Annotated in this window: 21 protein-coding genes and 2 tRNA genes; 8 read left to right on the top strand and 15 right to left on the bottom strand. The window is 57.5% G+C overall.

All coding sequences use genetic code 11. The features are described 5' to 3' along the window. Nucleotides 1-318 precede the first annotated feature (318 nt). Together NOR97_RS00140 and NOR97_RS00145 are read right to left on the bottom strand one after the other, a co-directional pair. Nucleotides 319-501 carry a hypothetical protein gene (locus NOR97_RS00140; RefSeq protein ID WP_257599859.1) on the bottom strand — a complete coding sequence of 61 codons (183 nt, stop codon included), beginning with the start codon at nt 499-501 and terminating at the stop codon, nt 319-321. A 140-nt stretch (nt 502-641) separates the two neighbouring features. Beyond that, a tRNA-Thr gene (locus tag NOR97_RS00145) sits at nt 642-717 on the bottom strand. Nucleotides 718-892: 175 nt separating this feature from the next. On the opposite strand from NOR97_RS00145, the gene NOR97_RS00150 reads away from it, so the two are divergent. Beyond that, nucleotides 893-1,768 carry a hypothetical protein gene (locus NOR97_RS00150; RefSeq protein WP_257599860.1) on the top strand — a complete coding sequence of 292 codons (876 nt, stop codon included), beginning with the start codon at nt 893-895 and terminating at the stop codon, nt 1,766-1,768. 267 nt (nt 1,769-2,035) lie between these two features. Here the strand turns inward: NOR97_RS00150 and NOR97_RS00155 are convergent, their stop codons facing one another. The 4 genes from NOR97_RS00155 to NOR97_RS00170 form a co-directional block, all read right to left on the bottom strand. Then, on the bottom strand, nt 2,036-2,755 hold the full coding sequence (locus NOR97_RS00155) for an alpha/beta fold hydrolase (RefSeq protein WP_170347388.1): 720 nt from the start codon (nt 2,753-2,755) through the stop codon (nt 2,036-2,038). Beyond that, nucleotides 2,752-4,293: a proline/glycine betaine ABC transporter permease gene (locus NOR97_RS00160; protein WP_257599861.1), complete on the bottom strand. Its 1,542-nt coding sequence runs from the start codon at nt 4,291-4,293 to the stop codon at nt 2,752-2,754. The genes NOR97_RS00155 and NOR97_RS00160 overlap by 4 nt, the downstream gene beginning before the upstream one ends. Further along, a complete protein-coding gene (locus NOR97_RS00165) occupies nt 4,290-5,345 on the bottom strand; it encodes a glycine betaine/L-proline ABC transporter ATP-binding protein (RefSeq protein WP_257599862.1) in 1,056 nt (351 codons plus the stop codon). Before NOR97_RS00165 ends, NOR97_RS00160 begins: the two co-directional genes overlap by 4 nt. Before the next feature lie 67 nt (nt 5,346-5,412). Further along, nucleotides 5,413-6,378, bottom strand: a complete 966-nt coding sequence (locus NOR97_RS00170) for a glycine betaine ABC transporter substrate-binding protein (RefSeq protein ID WP_170347385.1) — start codon at nt 6,376-6,378, stop codon at nt 5,413-5,415. Between the two features lie 268 nt (nt 6,379-6,646). Between NOR97_RS00170 and NOR97_RS00175 the strand changes: the two genes are divergently transcribed. Then, nucleotides 6,647-7,531, top strand: a complete 885-nt coding sequence (locus tag NOR97_RS00175) for a LysR family transcriptional regulator (RefSeq protein ID WP_170347384.1) — start codon at nt 6,647-6,649, stop codon at nt 7,529-7,531. A 50-nt stretch (nt 7,532-7,581) separates the two neighbouring features. Here NOR97_RS00175 and NOR97_RS00180 read toward each other — a convergent pair whose 3' ends face one another. Together NOR97_RS00180 and NOR97_RS00185 are read right to left on the bottom strand one after the other, a co-directional pair. Next, nucleotides 7,582-8,286 (bottom strand): aspartate/glutamate racemase family protein, encoded by a 705-nt coding sequence (locus NOR97_RS00180; protein ID WP_257599863.1) that lies wholly within the window; start codon nt 8,284-8,286, stop codon nt 7,582-7,584. A gap of 6 nt (nt 8,287-8,292) precedes the next feature. Beyond that, nucleotides 8,293-9,306, bottom strand: a complete 1,014-nt coding sequence (locus NOR97_RS00185; protein WP_170347382.1) for a D-cysteine desulfhydrase — start codon at nt 9,304-9,306, stop codon at nt 8,293-8,295. 122 nt (nt 9,307-9,428) lie between these two features. Here NOR97_RS00185 and NOR97_RS00190 point away from each other — a divergent pair, with 122 nt between their 5' ends. The 3 genes from NOR97_RS00190 (at nt 9,429) to NOR97_RS00200 (ending at nt 14,797) form a co-directional block, all read left to right on the top strand. After that, nucleotides 9,429-10,352, top strand: a complete 924-nt coding sequence (locus tag NOR97_RS00190) for a LysR family transcriptional regulator (protein WP_257599864.1) — start codon at nt 9,429-9,431, stop codon at nt 10,350-10,352. A gap of 148 nt (nt 10,353-10,500) precedes the next feature. Beyond that, on the top strand, nt 10,501-11,823 hold the full coding sequence (locus tag NOR97_RS00195) for a serine hydrolase (RefSeq protein WP_257599865.1): 1,323 nt from the start codon (nt 10,501-10,503) through the stop codon (nt 11,821-11,823). Nucleotides 11,824-12,004: 181 nt separating this feature from the next. Next, a complete protein-coding gene (locus NOR97_RS00200; RefSeq protein WP_257599866.1) occupies nt 12,005-14,797 on the top strand; it encodes a bifunctional aconitate hydratase 2/2-methylisocitrate dehydratase in 2,793 nt (930 codons plus the stop codon). 214 nt (nt 14,798-15,011) lie between these two features. Here the strand turns inward: NOR97_RS00200 and NOR97_RS00205 are convergent, their stop codons facing one another. The 3 genes from NOR97_RS00205 to NOR97_RS00215 form a co-directional block, all read right to left on the bottom strand. Then, nucleotides 15,012-15,359 carry a GNAT family N-acetyltransferase gene (locus NOR97_RS00205; protein ID WP_257599867.1) on the bottom strand — a complete coding sequence of 116 codons (348 nt, stop codon included), beginning with the start codon at nt 15,357-15,359 and terminating at the stop codon, nt 15,012-15,014. 171 nt (nt 15,360-15,530) lie between these two features. After that, the gene (locus NOR97_RS00210) at nt 15,531-16,085 is read right to left on the bottom strand and encodes a helix-turn-helix domain-containing protein (protein WP_257599868.1); all 555 of its coding nucleotides are present in this window, start codon (nt 16,083-16,085) and stop codon (nt 15,531-15,533) included. A gap of 118 nt (nt 16,086-16,203) precedes the next feature. Then, complete coding sequence (locus tag NOR97_RS00215) at nt 16,204-17,217, bottom strand: Fe(3+) ABC transporter substrate-binding protein (protein WP_257599869.1); 1,014 nt, start codon at nt 17,215-17,217, stop codon at nt 16,204-16,206. A 242-nt stretch (nt 17,218-17,459) separates the two neighbouring features. Here NOR97_RS00215 and NOR97_RS00220 point away from each other — a divergent pair, with 242 nt between their 5' ends. Continuing rightward, nucleotides 17,460-17,876 carry a hypothetical protein gene (locus NOR97_RS00220; protein ID WP_257599870.1) on the top strand — a complete coding sequence of 139 codons (417 nt, stop codon included), beginning with the start codon at nt 17,460-17,462 and terminating at the stop codon, nt 17,874-17,876. A 56-nt stretch (nt 17,877-17,932) separates the two neighbouring features. Here NOR97_RS00220 and ykgO read toward each other — a convergent pair whose 3' ends face one another. Together ykgO and NOR97_RS00230 are read right to left on the bottom strand one after the other, a co-directional pair. Then, complete coding sequence (gene ykgO / locus NOR97_RS00225) at nt 17,933-18,058, bottom strand: type B 50S ribosomal protein L36 (RefSeq protein ID WP_005648635.1); 126 nt, start codon at nt 18,056-18,058, stop codon at nt 17,933-17,935. 90 nt (nt 18,059-18,148) lie between these two features. Beyond that, nucleotides 18,149-18,223, bottom strand: a tRNA-Val gene (locus NOR97_RS00230). Between the two features lie 148 nt (nt 18,224-18,371). Between NOR97_RS00230 and NOR97_RS00235 the strand changes: the two genes are divergently transcribed. Then, the gene (locus tag NOR97_RS00235) at nt 18,372-19,232 is read left to right on the top strand and encodes an N-formylglutamate amidohydrolase (RefSeq protein WP_257599871.1); all 861 of its coding nucleotides are present in this window, start codon (nt 18,372-18,374) and stop codon (nt 19,230-19,232) included. A gap of 2 nt (nt 19,233-19,234) precedes the next feature. Here the strand turns inward: NOR97_RS00235 and NOR97_RS00240 are convergent, their stop codons facing one another. Both NOR97_RS00240 and pyrF read right to left on the bottom strand, forming a co-directional pair. After that, nucleotides 19,235-20,488, bottom strand: a complete 1,254-nt coding sequence (locus NOR97_RS00240) for a DNA polymerase IV (RefSeq protein ID WP_257599872.1) — start codon at nt 20,486-20,488, stop codon at nt 19,235-19,237. Nucleotides 20,489-20,826: 338 nt separating this feature from the next. Beyond that, nucleotides 20,827-21,537, bottom strand: a complete 711-nt coding sequence (pyrF, locus tag NOR97_RS00245; protein ID WP_170347373.1) for an orotidine-5'-phosphate decarboxylase — start codon at nt 21,535-21,537, stop codon at nt 20,827-20,829. Between the two features lie 87 nt (nt 21,538-21,624). Here pyrF and NOR97_RS00250 point away from each other — a divergent pair, with 87 nt between their 5' ends. Beyond that, nucleotides 21,625-22,872 carry a tetratricopeptide repeat protein gene (locus NOR97_RS00250; RefSeq protein ID WP_257599873.1) on the top strand — a complete coding sequence of 416 codons (1,248 nt, stop codon included), beginning with the start codon at nt 21,625-21,627 and terminating at the stop codon, nt 22,870-22,872. Nucleotides 22,873-22,877 lie beyond the last annotated feature (5 nt).

Below are 22,877 nucleotides of genomic sequence, written 5' to 3' on the forward strand. Positions count from 1 at the left end.
CTGTTAATGGGTGAAGTCAGAGAATACCTTTTTGAAACATTGTACAACGGCGTTGTTGCGGGCCTTCGTCAGAGGCCCGACTTTCCCTTTTCCCAGCCGAAGCCAGGCAGGCGGGCGATCTGGACGGTTGCTTGACGCCCGTGCCGTTGTCCGTTGGGTATTGTATTGCTCCGGTGCGTCCGCAAATGTCGGGATGCCGAGCTCAGCCCGTTTTGGTTCGCGCTCGCCCTTGGTCAGGGCATTGCCTTCCTGAATTGCGAGCAGCGCCTTGCCGACCTGTTTCTTGGCCCAGGCGCAATGCGTGCCTTGGTTCGCCCATTAGCCGAGTTTGACGGCGCGGGTCTTCCGGGCCTCAGAATCCCACTTGTTGACCCACCATGTTTTGACCCCGCCTTTGGTGACGCACAGGCGCAGATCCTTCACATCTGGGTCGGTGAACCATGTCGTTTTAATCGCCGACAGCGTTTTTAGGGTCGAATCCGAGAACTTAAGCTGCGGCATATCGCGTCCTTGTAGAACCGCGTTCGTTACAAGGTTCACATTACGTTCCAACCCATATCAAACCCAACCAGGAAACAGGCAAGCACCTGAATTTGTTGGGTGTAACTGATTTGATGGCGTTGAAGGCTAAGCGTTTTAAATGGTGCCCCCACACGGACTCGAACCGCGGACCTACTGATTACAAATCAGTTGCTCTACCAGCTGAGCTATAGGGGCACTGGCTGTCGATTACTTCCTCTGGCAGTTGACTGCAAGCCTGAATTTTAGCCCAAACTTAGACATTGCCCGATTTCCTGAGAACGTGCAAAAAAACGCTGAATTCATCCGTTGCAAGTATCTCGCGAATTATAACGGACGTGGCTATGCAGAAAAGCCAAGGGGTAAAGGAAAAATGCAGGTTGCCATCCACGCAGGTGTTGCTTTTTCGGATGAAGGGCTGGTGATGTCCTCGCTTGGCGCGAACAGGAGGGTCCTGGCCGAGTACCGAACTGCGGTTCTGGGGCCGCGTCGGTCCCGGCTATTCGTGAAAGTGATGTCTGAATCGATTATGCAGGGTGTATCTGATGCAGACGCACGGAACAGATTGTCCGAGCTTGTTGCCGGAAACCAGAACCTGGACCGCGTGGTTGTGTCGAGCGACAAGTTCTTTGGCCCCAGGCGCACCGCACTGCAAGACGGCCAGATCTATCCGTTTGCGGGGAATAGAACGGCCCATACGGACTCTCTGCTGGATGGCGCCCAGGTTCAGGTGTTTGCAGGGCTGGTGAACCCCGGGGTTTTCATCCCAAAGATTCTGGCCTCGATCCATGAAGACCATCGGCGGGACATTCTGGCCAGTACCGATTTAAGCTGCCTTAGCTGGCTTGGCATGATCGAGGACCTGCGGGATCTCGCGCCTCAGGTTCAACTCACCTTGTGGGAGCACGAGAATTCCCCGCTTATCTGGGGCGATATCATCCGCGCCATAGCGGGATTGCCTGATGAGGCTGTGCTTCACGAAGAGTTTGCATTCCTGTCTTCTCTTTTGACAGAGGCGGGACAACGTCATGTATTGGACATCGTGAGAAAAGGGGACGCCCTTGACCGGACCGGCCGACGTGAAGAGATGGCAAATATTCTGGACGAATACGCCCGACCGGAGCAGATCGAAGAAGAGCTCGACTTGCCGGGTTGGAACTCTGACATAGTTGAAGCGTTCACAGAGCTTTACGAGCAGGATCTGGCCACGATCCGGTCCATGCCCGACGTTCGTGTTTTGCAAATCTGATCGCCTGCGCAATGCTGTCGGCTGTGTTGTACAAATGGCGCGAAAGAAACTTTTCCACGAATCCGGCGTGAGGGCAGGAACGCATGCCTATTTGGGGCCCTGCTGATAATCAGGTCACGAACCGGGCGTCTTGCGGCGACGCGCTGATACGAAAAAGCCTGCCGATCAACTGATGGATCTGACGGACCATGGCGTTCGACCAAATTGATCATCCGGTTTTCCGCAGAATGGCATCATCTGACCGGTTCATTTGTTTTGTGCAATGCATCAGGCAGCAAGGTAATCTCGTAATATCCCATTGAACAGATCGGCTTTTTCCAGATGCGTCGCATGTGCAGAGTTTGGAATCACCGCGAGGTTTGCATTCGGGATGGACTGCCACAGCTGTTCCGTCTGACTCCATGGATAGGTGCGATCACGATCCCCCCAGATAACCAGCGTTTTCGTCTTGATTGCCGGCAGGTTTTCAGCACCGCTCCAGGAATGCATCGCGTCCAAACCAGCGAGCATGGCTTTCAGATTGCTTTTCTGCGCTATCGTGGCGCAAAGCTCGTATTCCAGGGCTTTTTCGCGTTCGAGAAACCAGGTTGCCGCAATCCGCCGCGCCGTCACTTTCGGCCCGTCTGAACAGGCACGGGTTTTCGAGGTATCAATGGTCTCGAACCGCCCGGGCAGCACTCCTACGGACCCGGTGCCATAAAGAACCAAACGGTCAACACGCTCGGGCGCACGGGCAACCATTTCCTGCGCGACCATTCCACCCATCGAGTGACCAACCAGGTGGAATGTCTCGATATCGCGCAACTTCAGCTCATTCAGAGCCCAGTCCGCGAATCCCGAGATGCTGCAAAATGCGTCGCGTTGCGCATTTTCGCCAAAACCCGGCAGATCCAGCGTGATGACATCGTAACCTTGCAAGGCCTCGACCTGGCGTTGCCATTGCCGACTGCCGCCCAGAAACCCATGGACAAATACGATGGGTGTCATTTCCGGCCGCCCTGCACAATCCGATCCAGAATCATCGCACAGAACAGGATTGAGAACCCTGCAAGGATACCCTGGCCAACATTCGCGTACTGCAACGCTTCCAGAACGTCTTCGCCCAGCCCTTTGGCACCGATCAGCGACGCCACGACAACCATTGCCAATGACAGCATGATTGTCTGGTTGATCCCCGCCCGGATCGACGGGCTTGCCAGCGGCAAGTCGACCTTGGTGAGCAGGTACCATTTGTTGGCGCCGAAACTGATCGCCGCCTCGCGTACACTTTCGGGTACGCCGCGCAAGCCCAGGACGGTCAGGCGCACCACTGGTGTGCCGCCGAAAATCATCGTGACCACGACCGCCGCCGGCTTGCCGACACCAAAAAACGCGATCACGGGGACCATGAAAACAAAGGCGGGCATGGTTTGCATGAAGTCCATGATCGGCTGGATGAAAGCATAAAACCGAGGCCGACGCGCCGCGAACATGCCCAGCGGAATTCCGATGACAATCGACAGGCACGCCGCTGTCCCCAACAAGGCCAGCGTAGTCATAGCGCCCTCCCAGAAGCCCAACAGCCCCATATAGGCCAGAAACGCGCCCGAGTAGATTGCCGTGCTGACGCCCGCAGTCAGCCATGTCAGCAGAATGATGAGACTGGCGATCACGATCCAGGGCGTCTGCACCAAGATGACCTCAAGCGCGTCCAGCAGTGTACGGATACCGAATGTCAGCCCGTCAAAGAACGCTTCGCTGTTGCGCACGCACCAGGCGATGAAGTCTTCCACCCAGGTGATGCTGGTCAGACGGATGTTGGGGTCTGTCGGGAAATGGCTGAGCAACGAGAAGCGCCCCGGAAAGCTGTAATGCATCATCGCCGCAGCAACGATCAGCGCCATGAATACCGCGCTGAACACGATCTGCGATACCGGCATTGCTGATCGGATTGAACGATCTGACAACCATTCCGAGAAACGCGCCTCGAGCGCCCAGTTTGCCACCTGTGACTGAACAAGCTTGACGATGATCAGAATGATCAGGCCGGTCAGAACAATGTAAGGCCCTTCCGCGGCCATCGCTTCGGCTTCGGCGCGGATGCCGCCTATGTTTTCCTCGAGCGAGTCCACCGTTCGCTGATAGACATCGATCTTGTCCGAATTGTTTTCAATGGCAGCGGCCAACTGTTGACGGCGCAGTTCAAGCGTCCCTTCAATCGAAGCGATGCGTTCCATAGCCTCGGCCGCCAGATCGCCGAACATCCCGCGCGCGATCTGCACATAGGCTATTGTTTCGAGGATCAGAAATGGCAGCGCCCATGACCACAAGCCCCGGGCACCGAACCAGACCGGACCAAACAATCCGGCCATCAGATTGAAGGTTGGTGTAAAGCGGGACGACGCGCCGATCTTGTCGAAGTTGCGGATGTAGTAGTCGGGGCTGGTGCGTACAAATTCCCGTATGTTTTCGCGCCGCTCTTCGGCATACGCCAATGCGGCTTCGCTTTCGGTATCTTCCAGCGGGTTCACATCAGATGTGCTCATGACACTTCGGTCCCTTCGATCACGGTGCGCAACAGATCGGCACGGGTTATGACGCCAACATCCACGCCGCCGTCCTCCACCAGGATTGCGCTGTCGTTGTCGATTGCCAGATTGATCAGCGTGCTCAGGTTCTCACCCTCGTTTACACGTGGGGCATCTGCCGATAGCGGCCCATGGGTCGCAACATGCTCTGGTATGGGCCGCATGACCGCATGGGCGCGCACCACTTTGAGCCGCGATATGCCCGCAACGAAATCGGCCACATAGTCATCTGCGGGGTTCATGACGATGTCTTCGGCCGTCCCGATCTGTACCACCTTGCCGTCGCGCATGATCGCGATCCGGTTCCCGATGCGAACTGCTTCATCCAGGTCATGGGTGATGAAGATCGTCGTCTTTTTCAGGATTTTGCTCAGTCGGATGAACTCATCCTGCAATTGCCGCCGGATCAACGGGTCCAGCGCCGAGAACGGTTCGTCCATCAACAACACATCCGGGTTCGCCGCCAGTGCCCGGGCAAGGCCCACACGTTGCTGCATACCACCGGACAGCTCGTGTGCGAATTTCGATCCCCAGGCTCCGAGTTCGACGATATCCAGAATTGCGGCGGCCTGACGCATGCGTTCATTCTTGCTGACCTGCCGGATTTCCAGCGGCATTGCGACATTGTCCAGCACAGACCGATGCGGCATCAGCGCAAAGTTCTGAAAGACCATGCCAATCTTGTTGTTGCGAAACTGCTGGAGCTCTTTCGGACCCAGAGCCATCACGTCAGTGCCCTCGATTTCGATCTTGCCGGCGGTAGGTTCCAACAACCGGTTGAAGTGGCGGACCAGAGTGGATTTTCCGCTGCCTGACAGGCCCATGATGCAGAATATCTCGCCCCGGTTGACCGACAGGCTGACATCCGCCACGCCGACAACGCAGTTGTATTCAGCCAGCACCTGGGCCTTGTCCAACCCGCGGTCGCGGATCGCTTGCAGCGCCACCTCGGGCCTGCCCCCGAATATCTTCCAGACATTCGAGATTTCAATAACGGTATCGTCGCTCATGGGTCCCCCGGAGGTGCGCATTTGGGTGGCGCCGCCAATCGCCGCCACCCTGTTTTGGGACGAAAGATCAGAGACCCAGCCAGGCGTCGACACGATCCGGGTTCGCTTCGACCCATTCGCGGGCAACCTCTGCCGGATCCCGGCCCTTGCCGCTGATCTCATAGGCGAACCCGCTCACATCATCCGCCGTCAATGCGAAATTCGCGAAGAAATCAGCAATCGCCGGAGAGCGCTCTGGCAGCGTGTTGGACCATGCAATCTGTACGTTCTTGAGGGCGTCCTTGGTCGCAACGCTGGATTTGTTGTACCAGTCCGGATCATCAGATGGCTGGACCATCACGTATTTTGCCGGGTCAAATGGCGGCTCGGTCAACATCTGAACGTCGAACATGTACCAGACGGCATGCGGCTTGTAGCAATAGAAGGCGTACCCTTCACCCTTGGCTATGCTGTCCTTGATCCGCGCGGTCTTCACACTTTCCTCGGCACGGACCGGCTCGATGAAATCAAGCAGGCCGTAATCGCGGGTTTTGACTTCGTTCACATTGGCCGAAGCCCAACCCGGCGCGCCAATCCACATTTCACCTTTGCCATTGCCGTCACTGTCCATCAATGCGGCTACATCCGGGCGACCCAGATCAGCGATGTCGGTGATGTTGTTGGCTTCACCAAAGTCTTTGCTGACGCAAAAGCCCTGATTGCCCTCGTAGGGGTTCGACGACAAGGTAACGGTGCCGGCTTCGTCCACATATTTCTTGGTGAAACTTTCCTGGTTGGGCAGCCAAACATCGGGATGCACATCGATGTCGCCCTTGCCCTGATCCATCGCCTGAAAGATCGTGGCGTTGTTGCCGGGCACATATTCCACTTTGCCACCGATGCGCATTTCCACGACCGCGCCCAGCAGATGGGCAATGGCCTGTGCGCCGGTCCAGGATGGCACGCCGATTTTCACCTCTTCGGCTGCGAATGCAGGCATGGCGCAGACGCTGACCGCAGCAGCCATCCCCAGCGTTTTTAGATTGGTTCTCATGGTCTTCTCCTCTGTTGAAATGCGCCGTGGTTCGGCGTCGTTTTTTCCGTCGTTCGACTTTCCTATTGCGCAATAGGGTCGTGCCAACTTGCTTTTGGCCGCAACTTCGGACGGAAGGCTGAAAAGAGGACCAACCGCCAGACCCTACCCAGAAGTCTAGAACAGGAACTTTTCCGAGAGCCAATTCGAACATTTCATCAAACTATTCTGTTTCTGCATAGTTCCTGTATGCTTGTTGAAAACGGTCGTTAACAAGCGGGGATACGCATTGGATCTGAATTGGCTACGCGACTTTGAATGCCTCGCCCGGACCTTGAACTTCACCCGTGCATCTGATGAGCGTAACATCACGCAATCCGCATTCAGTCGCAGAATCAAGGCGTTGGAAAGCTGGGTCGGGCTGCCCTTGGTCAATCGGGCAACGTATCCGGTGCAATTGACCGAGGCCGGCAAACAATTCCTGCCTGTTGCTCAGGCGGCGATTTCACAGCTGTCAGAATCCCGCCAATCCCTGCGGGACGCCGACCGGGGCGACAGTCGGTTCATCCGATTTTCGGTTCTGCATACCATTGCGGTTAATTTTTTGGCAGCCCGCATAGAGGAATTGCAGAAACAGATCCCGGATCTGCGCACGCGCGTCCTGTCCGATTCTCTGAGCACCTGCTGTGATCTTTTGGTCGAAGGCGCGGTGGATATCCTGCTGTGCTACTATCACCATTCTGTCTCGCCCATGATCGACGAAACCGCGTTCGAGCGTAAGGATCTGCTGAAGGATCGTCTGATCCCGGTAGCTGCTGTTGAGCCGGTACGGACAATGGGGTGGGATTTATCCAGACAGGATGGCCCGCCGATCCCCTATCTGGCCTATGACCGATCGTCGTTTTTGGGCATGGTCGTCGAAAACACCGTTGACCGGAAACCCCAGAATACCGAGACGATTTATGTCGATAGTCTGGTCGAAACGATCAAGCGACGATTGATGACAGGCAGCGGATTTGCCTGGATGCCCGAAACGGCGATTGCCGAGGAACTTGATCAGGGGGTATTGGTACCGGTCGGTGATGATGCATGGTGCGCGACATTGACGATTTCAGCCTTTTCCAATCCGGCCAGCTTGGATCAGATCGCGTACCAGCTTTGGCAGCGGTTGTGACCGGGCAAAACGATTATGGGCCCACCGACTGCCGTTGAAAAAGCCCTACGCTAACTCGCATTGCAGCCCGTCTGAGAAAAACTGACGATCGCGCGGACCAGCAGATCGACCGTGTCCACTGCATTGGCGTCGTCCGCGACGCTGTCGGCAATGAGGGAAAACTCGGAGCAAGCGACAAACTGCAAGTCTGCCCCCGCCTCGACCAGTGCCTTTGAAGACGCGCGCAGCGTTTCGCGCGCCTTGTCGCTTTGGCCGTTGACCTTGATCGCGCGGATCGCGGCCAGCATCGCGTCGTCATCCGTGGACCAAACGGTCGACAGCCCGCGCGCTTGCAGGGCTGTTTCGAAAAGACAAGTACGGCGCACCGCCGGAGACGCGAGCACACCAACGCACCCACCCTTCCCGAGTGTCCCGGCGGCGTGATCCGCAGCCAGATCAACCATATTCAACAGCGGAACGGTCACGGCATCGGTGATCGCCTTGGCATAGTGATGCGCCGTGTTGCAGGGCATTGCCAGCGCCACGGCGCCGGCATCCTGAAGACGTCGCGCCATCGTCGCCAGTGTCGGCCCCGGATCTTCGCCCGACCCTTCGATCAGATGCGCGATCCGCGATGGCACCTGTGTGTTCATGTCGATCAGAAGCGGAATGTGGTCCCGATCATCGCGCACCGGTACAGCCTCCACCAGCTTGCGCTGGAGGAGGATCGTTGCCTCGGGGCCCATGCCGCCAAGAATGCCGATGGGGCGCAGCATCATTGCTCAGATATTCACCCAGCGGTTTTTGTGATCGAACGCAAAGTCATACCCCGCCAAAGCCGCGGCGCCGCCCGTATGAAGGAAAACGACCCGCTGGTCTTTGAACTCGCCTTTGCGCGCCAGATCGATCAGGCCCGCAGCGCCCTTGGCCGAGTAGCAGGGATCCAAAAGGATACCTTCCAATTCAGCAAACATCTGGATCGCTTCGATGCCGCTTTCAGTGGGCAGGCCATAGCCTTCGCCGACATAGTCGGTATTGGCCATGACATCTTCGCGCTTTACCACGCCTGCGCACCCCAGTTTTTCGGCCGTCTTGCAGGCGAGGTCGTAAACCATCTGTTCCTGCTTTGGCTGAGGTGCCCTTGTCCCGATGCCAAGCACCGGCACCTGCGCATTCATGGCGCACATTCCTGTCACCAAACCTGCCTGCGTACCGGACGACCCGGTTGCATGTACCAGCCGGTCAATCCGCAATCCGCTGTCATTGGCCTGCCCCAGCAGTTCAAAGGCCGCGTTTACATAGCCCAGCGCCCCGGTCGGGTTCGAGCCGCCGCCGGGAATGACATAGACATTGCGGCCTTCTGCCCGTTTCTTCTCGGCAGCCTTTTCCATTTCGCCCGGCATATCGTGACCTCCGGGAAACTTCTGGGTCGTCGCACCGTGCAAGTGGTCCAGCAGGACATTGCCGTTTGTATTGTAGTTGCCATCTTGATAGCCGGTGCGATCTTCCAGAAGAATATGGCAATCAAGGCCCAGCTTGGCGGCAAAGGCTGCGGTTTGTCGACCGTGGTTGGTTTGTGTGGCACCTTGCGTCATCACCATGTCCGCGCCCTGCGCTTCCGCTTCGGCCATCAGGAATTCCAGCTTGCGTGTCTTGTTGCCGCCGGTTGACATGCCGGTGCAATCGTCGCGTTTGATCCAGATTTCCACACCCAGCTCTTTGGAAAGCCGCTTCATCGGTTCAAGCGGTGTCGGCAGATGGGCGAGGTGAAGGCGGGGGAAGCGGGCAAGATGCATATCACAATTCCTAATATTGATTTTCGTCAATTTACACTTTGAATTACCGCGCTGCTAATTCGAAATTCAGCAAATATGTTGCAAAAATTGCATGTTAATCAAGGCTGCGGTATCTGGTACACATGCGCCTGGAATGGATCGATGACATATTGGCCGTGTTGGACAACGGATCGCTGACACGCGCCGCGGAAAAACGGCTGCTGACCCAATCTGCCTTTACCCGTCGGGTGCGGCTCATCGAAGGCAGTATCGGTGCGACCCTGTTTGACCGTCGCCGCAAACCCGTATCCCTGATGCCGGGCGTTCAGGCGTTGGAACCTGAACTGCGCGAGCTGAGTGCGCGCCTGCACAAACTGCGTCACACTTTGAAAACAGAAAGCGATCAGGCCAGCCAGTCTTTGTCGCTTGTGTGCCAACATGCTCTGACGACAACCGTCTCGCCGAAAGTGGTCCGGATGTTGACCGAAAACAGCGATATCTCGGTTCAGGTGCGATCGGGAAATCAGGACGAGTGTCTGTTGCAGCTGATCTCGAAGGAAGTCGATTTCGCGATCATGTACGCGATCTCGGACGGCAGGGTGCACAACCTCGAAAATGCGTTTGAGGCAAAGTCGCTTGGTGCTGATACTTTGATCCCGGTATGTGCCCCGGCAATGCGCAGGGAATTGGATGGCAAGACCATTCCCGCGATTGTCTACCCGCCTGATGTCTTTCTTGGGCAGGTGTTTTCCCGATTGATTGCACCGCGTTTGCCCGACAAAACCAGAATCATGGCCAAAGCCGAGACGGCCCTGACTTTGGCAATGCTGCAATATGCCGTGAATGAAATCGGCGTTGCATGGCTACCCCACTCTTTGGTCGCCACGCCGCTTGCTCAGGGGCAGCTTGTAAGCGTTGAAGAAGCTCTGCCTGCACAGGCGCTGACAATAAGAATGGTCCGTTTGGCTGGACCGCAGTCAGAGTACAGTGAACAGATTTGGCAACGTCTCGCAGGGCAGTTGCAAAGCTTTTGGTTGTCGCAGGATCAAAGCAACGAGGCCAACTGAGCAATTTACAGAGAAAGAGAGAAACGCCGGGTCTGCCGGTCAGCGTCGGAAGAATACGCAACGGAATAGTGGCAAAACCGAGCTGGATGTATCTAACCTGTGCTGAAAAGACAGCAACAGGGCAGGTCTGCGGGTGTTCAGGAAGATATTGAAAACGGGTCTAGGTGTCGTGGTTCTGGGCATCGTGGGAGTGCTTGGCTATCTGCTGATCGCCCCGCCGGACTTGCTGAAAGTGGGTACGAATTACTCGGCCAAGATCGTCTGTTCGAACGTTTTCATTGCAGGACGTGATCCGGACGAGGTCCTTACGGTGGATGTGCAGGCCCCGGGGCATCCGCTGCTCAAACATGTTTCGATTGAGGTCGATCGACAGGCGCAGACTGTTCACGCGCGGCTCTTTCGGTTCTTCGCGCCCGCCACGTCGCAGTTCCGGCAGGGGTTTGGCTGCACCAACGTCCATGGTACATCCCTGAGTGCGCGGCGGTTTGAAGCCGCCAAGTCCCCGATGCCCGGCCTTTGGCCAACGGGAAACGACGTTGCGCTGTCTGATGATCCCAAAATTCAGGCCGTCTTGTCGGATGACAAGCTGCTTGGCAAAGGATACCGCGCCGTAGTGGTGGTTCAAGGCGGGCGCATCGTGGCCGAACGCTATGCGGAAGGGTTTGACGCCGACACGCCGTTGCTGGGCTGGTCCATGACCAAGACGGTCACAGCGGGGCTGATCGGAACGTTGATCAACGCGGGCCGGATGAATGTATCGGACACCCTCGTCGACAGCTTTCCCGAATGGGCAGAAGACGCAAGGCGAGGCATTACTGTTGCGGACATGCTGGCAATGACAAGCGGTCTGCAATGGAATGAAGAGTACGGAGACGTGTCAGACGTGACCAGGATGCTGTATCTCAGCGATGACATGGCCAGTTTCGCTGCTGACCGTGCACTGGAAGCCGGCATTGGAACCGATTTCAACTATTCCTCCGGCACGTCCACCGTGTTGTCCCGGGTGTGGCAGGACAAGCTGCCCGAAGGCGGTTTGAGCCATCCTCGGGATGCGCTTTTTGAACCGCTCGGCATGACTTCGGCGATCATCGAGACAGATGTCGCCGATACATTCATCGGGTCCAGCTATATGTACGCCACGGCCCGTGACTGGGCGAGGTATGGCCAGTTTCTGCTGCAAAAAGGGGTGTGGGACGGCGCACAGATCTTGCCCACAGGTTTTGTGGACTGGATGTTCGAGCCCGTTGCGGCGTCTGGCGGGGAATATGCCAAGGGTCATCTTTGGTTGAAGTCGCCGGGCGACCTACCACCGTTCGAAGATGCGGTTTGGTTGCAAGGGCATGACGGTCAGTCCATCGGAGTTTTCCCGTCGCGTGACATGGTGGTCGTGCGGATGGGGCTTACACCTTCACGGTTGGGCTATTCTTCTTTGCCCTTGGCGAAAGCGCTTATAGCGGCTTTCGGGGGTTAGGGGATCGACATTCCCATCGACGCACCGCCCGACATAGCGGCGGTCATCGCCCGTGGGGCAGGACACCGGGTCGCAGATCGGTGGCTTGATTGCTGGCATGATTTGGTATACCGCCGCATACAAATTCAAGGTGCCGGGCTTTTTCGTGACCCGGTGCATCAGCTAAATGGTCGGAACCGTCATGAGCCTTTACACAGAATACCTGAACGAAATCGAGACGCGCAAAGAACAGGGCCTGCACCCCAAACCCATCGAAGACGGTGCCCTTTTGCAGCAAATCATCGGGCAGATCAAAGATGCGGGTCACGCGCATCGCGCCGATTCACTGAACTATTTCATCTACAACACGCTTCCGGGCACAACCAGCGCCGCAGGTGAAAAGGCGCGCTTTCTGAAAGAGATCATCCTGGGTGAGGCAACGGTCGAAGAAATCTCGCAGGATTTCGCGTTTGAATTGCTGTCGCATATGAAGGGCGGCCCGTCGGTGGATGTTCTGCTTGATCTGGCGCTGGGCGACGACGCAGAGATTGCGCAGAAGGCGGCGGCAGTTCTGAAAACACAGGTGTTCCTGTACGACGCAGACACGGACCGGTTGAAAGCGGCGTTTGAGGCCGGGAACCCCGTCGCCAGGGACATTCTGGAAAGCTATGCCAAGGCCGAGTTCTTTACCCGGCTTCCCGACATCGAAGAAGAAATCAAGGTTGTGACCTATGTGGCGGCCGAAGGGGATATTTCGACCGACCTTCTGTCGCCCGGCAATCAGGCGCATTCGCGGTCGGACCGTGAATTGCACGGCAAGTGCATGATCTCACCTGAAGCACAGGCCGAGATTCAGGACTTGCAAAAGCAGCATCCGGACAAGCGTGTCATGCTGGTTGCTGAAAAAGGGACGATGGGCGTTGGATCGTCGCGCATGTCCGGTGTCAACAACGTCGCATTGTGGACCGGAAAGCCAGCCAGCCCCTATGTGCCTTTCGTGAACATCGCGCCGGTTGTTGCCGGTACAAACGGGATTTCACCGATCTTTCTGACCACCGTCGGCGTAACCGGCGGGATCGGCATCGACCTCAAGAACTGGGTCAAGAAAGTGGATGCCGACGGCAAGCCGATTCTGAACAATGACGGCAATCCTATCCTCGAGCAGAAATATTCCGTCGAGACCGGAACGGTGCTGACCATCAACACCAAGGACAAAAAGCTGTACAATGATGCAGGCGACAAAGAGCTGGTCGATCTGTCATCGTCCTTCACGCCGCAAAAGATCGAATTCATAAAGGCCGGAGGATCTTATGCCATTGTCTTTGGCAAAAAGCTCCAGACATTCGCGGCCGAGACGCTCGGTCTCGAACTGAAATCCGCTTTCGCACCGTCCAAGGAGATCTCGCATGAAGGGCAGGGCCTGACGGCGGTTGAAAAGATATTCAACAAGAACGCGGTTGGCGTGGCCGAAGGCAAAGTTCTGCATGCGGGCTCGGACGTTCGGGTGAAGGTCAACATCGTCGGTTCGCAGGACACCACCGGTCTGATGACGGCGCAGGAACTGGAAGCCATGGCGGCGACAGTGATATCGCCCACCGTTGACGGCGCCTATCAGTCTGGCTGTCATACAGCTTCGGTTTGGGATTCCAAAGCGCAGGCAAATATCCCAAAACTGATGAAATTCATGAACAACTTTGGCCTGATCACCGCGCGTGACCCCAAAGGTGTTTATCACCCGATGACAGACGTGATTCACAAGGTCTTGAACGACATCACCGTGGATGACTGGGCAATCATCATCGGCGGCGACTCGCATACGCGTATGTCCAAAGGCGTCGCGTTTGGTGCTGACTCGGGTACTGTTGCACTGGCGCTGGCCACCGGCGAAGCCACCATGCCGATTCCGGAATCGGTCAAGGTGACGTTCAAGGGTCAGATGGCGGATCACATGGATTTCCGCGATGTGGTTCACGCCACCCAGGCGCAGATGCTGAAGAAATTCGGTGACAACGTGTTCCAGGGCCGGATCATCGAAGTTCATATCGGAACGTTGCTGGCGGATCAGGCATTCACCTTCACCGACTGGACGGCCGAGATGAAGGCCAAGGCCTCGATCTGCATCTCAGCGGATGACACGTTGATCGAATCTCTGGAAATCGCGAAAAGCCGTATCCAGATCATGATCGAAAAAGGAATGGATAACGAGGCCCGGACACTGCAAGGCCTGATCGACAAGGCCGATGCGCGGATCGCGGAAATCAAGTCGGGTGAAAAGCCTGCCCTGAAACCGGATGAAAACGCCAGGTACTTTGCCGAGCTGGTGGTTGACTTGGATGAGATCAGCGAACCCATGATCGCCGACCCGGATGTCAATAACGCCGATGTTTCCAAGCGTTACACCCACGATACGATCCGGCCGGTTTCCCACTACAAGGGGGAAAAGAAGGTCGATCTGGGATTTGTTGGATCGTGCATGGTGCACAAGGGCGATCTGGTCATCGTCTCGCAGATGCTGAAAAACATCGAGCAGGAGAAGGGCACGGTAGAGTTCAAGGCCCCGCTGGTCGTTGCTGCGCCCACCTACAACATCATCGATGAGCTTAAGGAAGAAGGCGAGTGGAGCATTCTTCAGAAGTATTCAGGCTTTGAATTCGACGATCTGTTCCCAAAGAGCAAAGCGCGGACGGAATACAAGAACATCCTGTATCTGGAGCGTCCGGGATGTAACCTCTGCATGGGCAACCAGGAGAAAGCCGCAAAGGGCGATACTGTCCTAGCCACGTCCACACGCCTGTTCCAGGGGCGTGTTGTTGAGGACGCGGCGGACAAGAAAGGTGAATCCCTGCTGGCATCGACCCCGGTGGTGGTGCTGTCGGCTGTTTTGGGCCGGATGCCGACCGCCGAGGAATACAAGTCGGCCGTGAAGGGTATCGACCTGACCAAATTTGCGCCTCCGATGGAAAAGCCCGCAGGCACGAAGTCAGCGCATTTCTGAACGCAAGGCACTTCATTGATTGCCCGGTCACCCCTGAAGGTGGCCGGGCGATTGAATCCGAATGCGTTCAGGCCTGGTTGCAGCGCGTGCCGCGATGACTCTGACCCAAAGGCGCGGCATGGGGATGCCCCGAACCTTTCGCACGGCTTCGCGTGGACCACATGGAAAATCATGGAAAATCCATGTCCCACGGTCATACGGTCGCTGTACGGCGTCAGGCTGACAGCTCTTTATACATGTAAGTTGTGGGTTCCAATTTGGTTTCGAACGGGTTCCGGCAGTAGTTCGGAATTTCCCCGGCGATCTGAAACCCAAGGTCCAGATAGAGCAATCGAGAAGGGTCGGTGCTGCGGGTATCAAGAACCAGCATCGTGCGTTCCAACTCTGTCGTTCGTTGAAAGAGGGCTTGCATCAAGGCGCGGCCAAAACCGCGCCGTCTGGCGTTCGGGTGCACCAGAAGCTTTGCGACATCGGCGCGGTGCGGCTGATTGGGCATGGTCGCGGGGATCAGTTGCACCGTGCCCTGAATGCGCCCGTTGTCGTGGAGGACAAACAGCTCCAATGCAGCGGATTTCAGCCCGGGCCGAACTTTTTTGCAGCCAGTATTTTCGTGCGTCACCCTCGGTAAACGGAAGGACAAAGCCGATGCTGGCCCCGTCATGCACACAGCCGTGGAGGATTTCCGCCAGATCATCTACTGCCGCGCTGAAATCGGGATCGGTCAGACGCGAGATCATATCAGCACCAAGAGATAACGCGCACCGCGAGATGCGCCGGTTTCGAACCGGGTCGGGCCCGACAGGTGATAGCGCAGGCAATCTCCGGCGCTCAGCGCATGGGGTGTTCCGTCAACAGTCAGTGTCAGTGCGCCGTCGATCAGGACCAGATGGTGTTCCTGCCCGGACTTGGGCGGCGCCTCGTAAGTGATGACCGTGTCGCGCGGCAGGTGGCATTCCACGACCTCGGCGTTCAGGCCGTTTGCAGGGGGTGAAACTGCACGGCGGGTAAAGCCAGTTTCGGGATCGCGCCATTCGGTCTGGCGTTCAAACGGCACTTTGGGGTCAAAGCTGTCTTCGACCATCATCAAAAGCCGGGACATCGGCAGGCCATAAGCGGCACAGAGGCGGCCAAGATTCTCAGCGGTGGGGCTGACCTCTCCTTTCTCCATGCGGGACAGTGTGGCGCGGCTGATTCCGCTGTGGGCGGCCAGTTGATCCAGCGACCATCCGCGCCCGTGGCGGAGATCGTTCAAACGGACGGCAAGGCGGTTTGAGAGGTTGTCGAGCATGGATCACAAACGAGAGGAGTTTTCATTTACGGGAAAAGTACAAAATAAATATGGCTGAGTAAATAAAAAAGGGCGCGGAAACTCCGCACCCTTCGTAAGCCTCTGACGATGTGGCGGATTACTTCCAGCCGACTTCGTTGAAGATTTTCTGTGCTTCCGGGATGTTCTTTGCGACCTCAGACAGGTTCACGTCGTCAGCTTTGAACTCACCCAGTGCCTTTACCGATTCCGCCAGTTCAACACTCTGTACTGCCGGGAATTCGTCATTGCCCGCCGAGAAGTACTTCTGCGCCTGATCGCTTGCCAGATACTCCAGGAACAGGATTGCGTTTTCCTTGTTCGGCGCATGTGCCGCGACGCCACCGCCCGACAGGTTCATATGCGCACCATAGCTGTCCTGATTGGGGAAGACCCAGCCGATCTTGTCGAGGTCAGAGGAAAGACCTTTGACGTCTTTGCGGATGGCCCGCGCATAGTAGTAGGTGTTCGACACAGCGATATCGCATTCACCCGAAACGATGCCACGCAACTGGTCGGTGTCACCGCCCTGCGGGTCTCGGGCCATGTTGGCGACAACGCCTTCGGCCCAGGATTTTGCAGCTTCGGCGCCTTCATGTGTGATGATCGAAGCGAGCAGGGTCTGGTTGTAGGTGTTGGTCGAGGACCGGATGCAGATCAGGCCCTTGTATTCCGGCTTGGCCAGGTCCGCGTAAGTGGCCGGCGGATTGGCAACGTTTTCCTTGTTGTAAAAGATGATCCGACCGCGCTGTGAAAAGCCGAACCACTGGTTGTCTTCGTCCTGAAGGTTGGCGGGGATGCGCTCTTCCAGGGTTTCGCTGTCGATTGCTTGCAGAATGCCGGCATCTTTGGCACGCGCCAGGCGAGACGTGTCGACCGTCAGCATGACGTCTGCCGGAGAGTTCGCGCCTTCGGCTTCCATACGCGCGATCAATTCATCCGCCTTGCCTTCGATCCGGTTGATCTTGATTCCGGTCGCTTCTTCGAAATCGGTGTAGAGGCGTTCGTCGGTGTCATAGTGGCGCGACGAATAAAGGTTCAGTTCGCCTTCGGCGGCGGCCGATCCGGCGATCAGGGCCGACAGGGCGGCGGCGATAAAGCGGGTGGTTTTCATCTGTGTATGTCCCGGTTGTCGATTCTCATGAGCGGGAATTTCCCGACTGATTTGCTCAATTAAAGGAATTCGAGCGGGATGCAAGGAAATCTGACAAAAATACTTGGTAAAAATGCCGCAGAGGCAGCAGGGGCCGTATCATTTGTTAACGATGTCGGGGTCAGTTGGTAGGGCGCCGTCGGAAACCGGCAAGCGCGCAGGTGTCGGGTCGGTTGGGTGCAAATGAAGGAAGGGCTGTCGAATTGGTCGAAGTATTGCTGGATGCCGTGACGCTGCTGTTGCTTCTCGGGCTGGTCGCGGGGCCGGTCTGGATTTGCGTCAAACAGCCCGGCTTTCCGTCCGGGTTCACCTGGAGCTTCGTGGTCGTCGTCGGTCTGACCATCCTGTTTTCGTGGTGGCGCGACTACGCGCTTGATCTGGAGTTGCTTGCAATGGGTGTGGATCTTGACGGTTTCACGACCGATGAGCGGATGCGCGGTGTTGCGCCACATTTGCGGGACCAGGCCGAGCGCATGGTCTTTTCCCCCGAACGATTGGGTGTCGGCTGGCCGATAAAGGCAGGGTTCGCCCTGTTCGTTTCAGTCCCCTACGCGATGGCGGTCTGTTGCATCATCTGGCTGCTGCGGGCGATGCGCAAGTGGGGCCGCGGGGCCGGGTAGGCACAAAAAAAACCGCGCCCGAAGGCGCGGCTCTTTGAAGCGGTGTTTCGCCGTTCTCAGCCTTGGCGAGCTTTGAACTTGCGCTGCGTCTTGTTGATAACGTAGACGCGGCCTTTGCGACGCACAACACGGCAGTCGCGGTGCCGATTCTTGAGCGAGCGGAGCGAGTTCTTGACCTTCATGGTCTGTCTCCAATCTGCGGCGCCTTCATCAAGGACGTGGCCAGCGCCTGGGTTACTCGGGTGTCCCGGATCTCCGGAACAGTGAAAACATGGTGGGCGGTACAAGGATCGAACTTGTGACCCCTTCGATGTCAACGAAGTGCTCTACCGCTGAGCTAACCGCCCACTTTCCCTTTGCGTGATCAGCCCCATAACGAAATGGGGCGCGGAACCCCGCGCCGGTGGAGGGGTCTATAAAAGGAGTCGCAAAAGGGTTCAAGGGGTTTGGCAGAACTATTTTCCGGTCTATGTTGATTGCGAAGATGGAGGGATCATGCAGAACGCAGCCTTTGTATTGGATATGCCGGAAAACCGCAGTTCATGCGTGGTTTTTTCATCTCCGCATAGCGGGCGGAATTATCCCGAAGCGTTTCTGAAGCGGTCCGTTCTGAACCAAAGTGTGATTCGATCCTCGGAAGACGCATTTGTCGATCAATTGTTTGCGGCAGCAGCCGAGAATGGCGCGCCTTTGATCAAAGCGACCATGCCGCGCGCCTATCTGGACCTGAATCGCAGTCTGGACGAACTGGACCCGGCGTTGATCAGCGGTGCCCGCAGGCATGGGCACAACCCCAGGGTCGCATCAGGGCTGGGTGTGATTCCCCGCGTTGTGGCCAATGGACGAGCAATCTACAGCGGCAAGCTGACCATGGACGAGGCGCGGCTGCGTATCGACACCTACTGGCGACCCTATCATGCACGGTTGAAATCCCTTCTGGCCGAATCACATGAGAAATTCGGCCAGGCCATACTGGTGGATTGCCACTCGATGCCGCATGAGGCGGTCGCCATGGCCGGTACGACCCGAAACAAACGGCCCGAGATCGTGCTGGGTGATCGGTTCGGTGCTTCGGCCTCGCCCGAAATCGTGGACCTCATCGAATCGGCGTTTGCTGCGGCAGGTCTGAATGTGGTGCGCAATGCCCCGTTTGCCGGGGCCTATGTGACGCAGACTTACGGCCGACCCACCCGCCAGCAACACGCGATCCAGATTGAAATCGACCGGGCCTTGTACATGGATGAAGAAAAGATTGCGCCGAACGCCAATTTCATGACGTTTTCGAAACTCCTCCGACAGGTGGTGCGCGACATATCCAAAATCGGTTCAAAACCTCTCCGTCTGGCGGCGGAATGAAGCTAGCGCAAAGCGCGGCCCTTCACGATTGCTTCCGGGCCGAACCTCTGGCGGATTTGGTCGGTGGCGCGCTCGGCCTGTGATCTGCGGACCGCGTCGGGGTCAAGCAGGTCGCCGGAAATGTCAGCCTGATCCGCCGGGCACAAGTCAGACAGCCCACACCCCAACAGGCGGTACGGCCCCTGATCCCCCACCTGATCGAAAAGCCCTTTTGCGGTGCGATAAATCCTGTCCGCGATCTGCGTTGCGTCCCGCAATGACACGCGCCGTGTCAGAACTTTGTGGTTGGCTTTCTTCAGCTTCAGCGTAACGACCCGGCCAGCCAGATCCTTGGCCTTGGCCCGGTCCGAGACCTTCAGGGCCATGCGCCACAAATGTCCGTCCAGAACCTCAATATTGGCGGTGTCCTCGAAAAATGTGGTCTCATTGCTGATGGATTTCATTGGTTCATGGGCTGAAACGCGCCTTTTGTCTTGCCCTCGAGCCAAATGCCACAGGCGATACCCCATCGAGCCGAAACGCGCAGTCAAAGCCTCCTGATCCCAACGCAGCAAGTCGTTGAAGGTTCGAATCCCCGCACGGTCCAGCGATTCCTGCGCGGCGGGGCCAATCCCCCAGATCAACCGTACGGGTTTGTCATTCAGAAACTCTGCCGTCTCGGCCTTGCCAATCACCGAAAACCCGCGGGGCTTGTCGAGATCCGAGGCAACCTTGGCCAGAAACTTGTTGTGACTCAGCCCGATGGATCCGGTCACACCCAGTTCATCTTTCATGCGTTTGACGAGGCGCGCCAACATGGCGGCCGGGGGGGCTCCGTGCAGGCGTTCGGTGCCGGACAGGTCCATGAAAGCTTCGTCCAGGGACAGGGGTTCGACCACCGGTGTCAGTTCGTCCATCATGGCGCGGATGTCCCGTGACACCTGGGCATACACGGACATGCGTGGTTTGATCACGACGGCATCGGGGCATAATTGCAGCGCTTTGAACATGGGCATGGCGGATCGCACTCCGCGAATTCGGGCCACGTAGCATGCCGTGGAAACGACGCCGCGTTTGCCGCCGCCGATGATGACAGGCTTGTCTGCCAGTTCCGGATTGTCCCGCTTTTCCACCGAAGCATAAAAAGCATCGCAATCCATATGAGCGATGGACAGGTCAAAGAGTTCGGGATGAGACTTTATCCTGGGGCTGCCGCAGGCCGTGCAGCGCCGTTCGTTTGTCAAATGGGTCAGGCAATCTCGGCAAAGACCGGGCATCTGCGTCCTCGTGTGTTCCGCAGTTGTCTTGGGGGTCCTTTATATCATCCAGTGATATCGATCAAAGATCATTCAGAGAAAAGAACCCCCCGCGCTTCGCGGGGGGGAAGTAACGAACCTCAGGAAGAATAGGTTCGTTGGGGAGTAAATCCCCTTAAGAATCGCCAAGATTTTCGGGCTGAGATAGGGTAAAGCGCGCTTTTGAAAAACTCGCTTTTTGAATGTGTGTTTTCTGGCACAGGGACGATTTGGCGCGGATTCGCGAAAAATTGACGTAAGGTCAAGCTGTTGTGGCGGTATTTCAGCATGAATCCCTGCTGAAACGATGGCCCTGCTCATCACGTTTTCAGAGAATTTAGCTCGGTCAAAACGGCTGCGGCCGCGGATTTAGGATCTTCGGCCTGATAAATGGGGCGGCCAACTACGATATGATCCGCTCCGTCCTGGATGGCGCTGGCCGGTGTGGCCACACGTTTTTGATCGCCCAGGGCCGCGCCTGCCGGACGCACGCCGGGGGTTACGATCAGTCGGCCCGTCGCCTGGGGCAGGGCGCGGATCAGGGCGGCCTCCTGCGGGCTGGCGATCACGCCGTCGGCCCCGGCCTCGAAGGCGTGGGCGGCGCGTTCCACCACCATGTCCTGAACGTCACCGGCCTTCATCATGCCGGCATCCAGATCGTCGCGGTTCAGCGAGGTCAGGATGGTCACCGCCAGGATCTTCAGATCCTTGCCTGCTGCGCCTTCCTTGGCAGCACGCACCACATGCGGGTCGCCATGCACGGTCAGGAAATCCAGATCGAACTGCGCCAACCCTCGTACGGCATTCTCGACCGTGTTGCCGATGTCGAACAGCTTCATGTCCAGAAAGATGCGCTTGCCGTGTTCCTGCTTGAGTTCATTGGCCAGTGCCAGCCCGCCGCCTGTCAGCATGCCCAGGCCGATCTTGTAGAACGAAACGGCGTCGCCCAGCGTCTCGGCCAGCTTCAGCCCTTCCAGTGCGTTGGGGACGTCGAGGGCGACGATCAGGCGGTCATCGGCGGTTTGGGGCATTGGTTCGACCTTTCAGGCTTGACGGGATCGGCGCTTCTGTAGAGCGTGTGGCGCATTGAGACAAGAAAAGACGCAGGAAAATACGGGATGATACGGTTGGGTGTGGTGGCCTCGGCGGCTGTTTTGGCCGGGGCGGGCGCGGTCTGGGCCGGTGAGACGGATTGCGGCGAGGCCCGACTGGTCTGGGCGGACGTCAAGGACAGCGGGTCGGCGACGGCCATCGAGAGTTTTGCACAGATCTACGCCGATTGCCCGATCTATTCGCAGTTGGCGCGCGACCTGCTGGTGGGGTTGATCGGGGAGGCCCCTGCGCCGGCAAAGGCCGACGCCCCCAAGGAACCACAACGGCGCCTGCGGGTCTCCGACCTGCGCCCCCGGCCGGAACCCGCCCCCGATGATCCGCCGCAAGAACCCGACTTTTCGGACGGAGAGTATGACTGCCTGATGGCTGCCGCCGCCCCGGGCCAGTCGCCTTACTTCGACGGGGTGAAATGGGCCGACATGGACGCCGAGAATGCGATGGCGATCTGCGCCGATCTGCTGTTGAAAGACCAGGATGTCGATGCCGAGGTCGTGGCCGCGTTCGGCCGGGCTCTGATGAAGGGTGGCAAGCTGGAAATGGCGCTCGAGTTTTCGGAACTGGCCGCGATGGAGGGCAGCGGGCTGGCGATGAACACGCTCGCCTCGCTCTATAATGATGGCGAGATCGTTCCCGAGGACGCCGAGACCGCGTTTGCCTGGTACATGGCGGCTGCCGAAACCGGTCTGCCGATGGGGATGCACAACGTCGCGTATGGCTACGAAAACGGGAAAGGTGTTGCGCCCGACATCGACAAGGCGCTGTACTATTATCAAAAGGCCGCGTTCTTCGGATATGAGCCGTCTCTGCTGCACCTAGGCGTAATCTATCGCGAAGGCACGCATGTCACGCGCGATATGCAGCGCGCGGTCGACTATCTGAAGATGGCGGCCCGAAACGGCAGCGCCGATGCCGCGGCGCGTCTGGGCTATATCTACGAGATCGGCTACTCCAAGGACATCGAACAGGCGCTGGATTATTATTTCCAGGCGGCCAAGCAGAACAATGTCGTGACGCTGCACAATCTCGGGTCTTTGACCTATCAAGGGCGGGACGGTGTGCCCCAGGACACGGAAGCGGCCCTGTTGTTCTGGGGCAGGGCCGCAAAGCTCGGCGATGTGAAATCGCAGCGCAAATTCGGCCGGTTGCTCTATGAAATCGGCGATGTCGAAGAAGCGCTGAGGTTTCTTCGCCTCGCGGCCGAGCAGGGCGATGACGAGGCGCAACAACTGATCCGGCAGATCGAAGGCGATTGAGACCC

It is taken from the genome of Ruegeria sp. YS9 (assembly GCF_024628725.1).
GTDB lineage: Bacteria > Pseudomonadota > Alphaproteobacteria > Rhodobacterales > Rhodobacteraceae > Ruegeria > Ruegeria atlantica_C.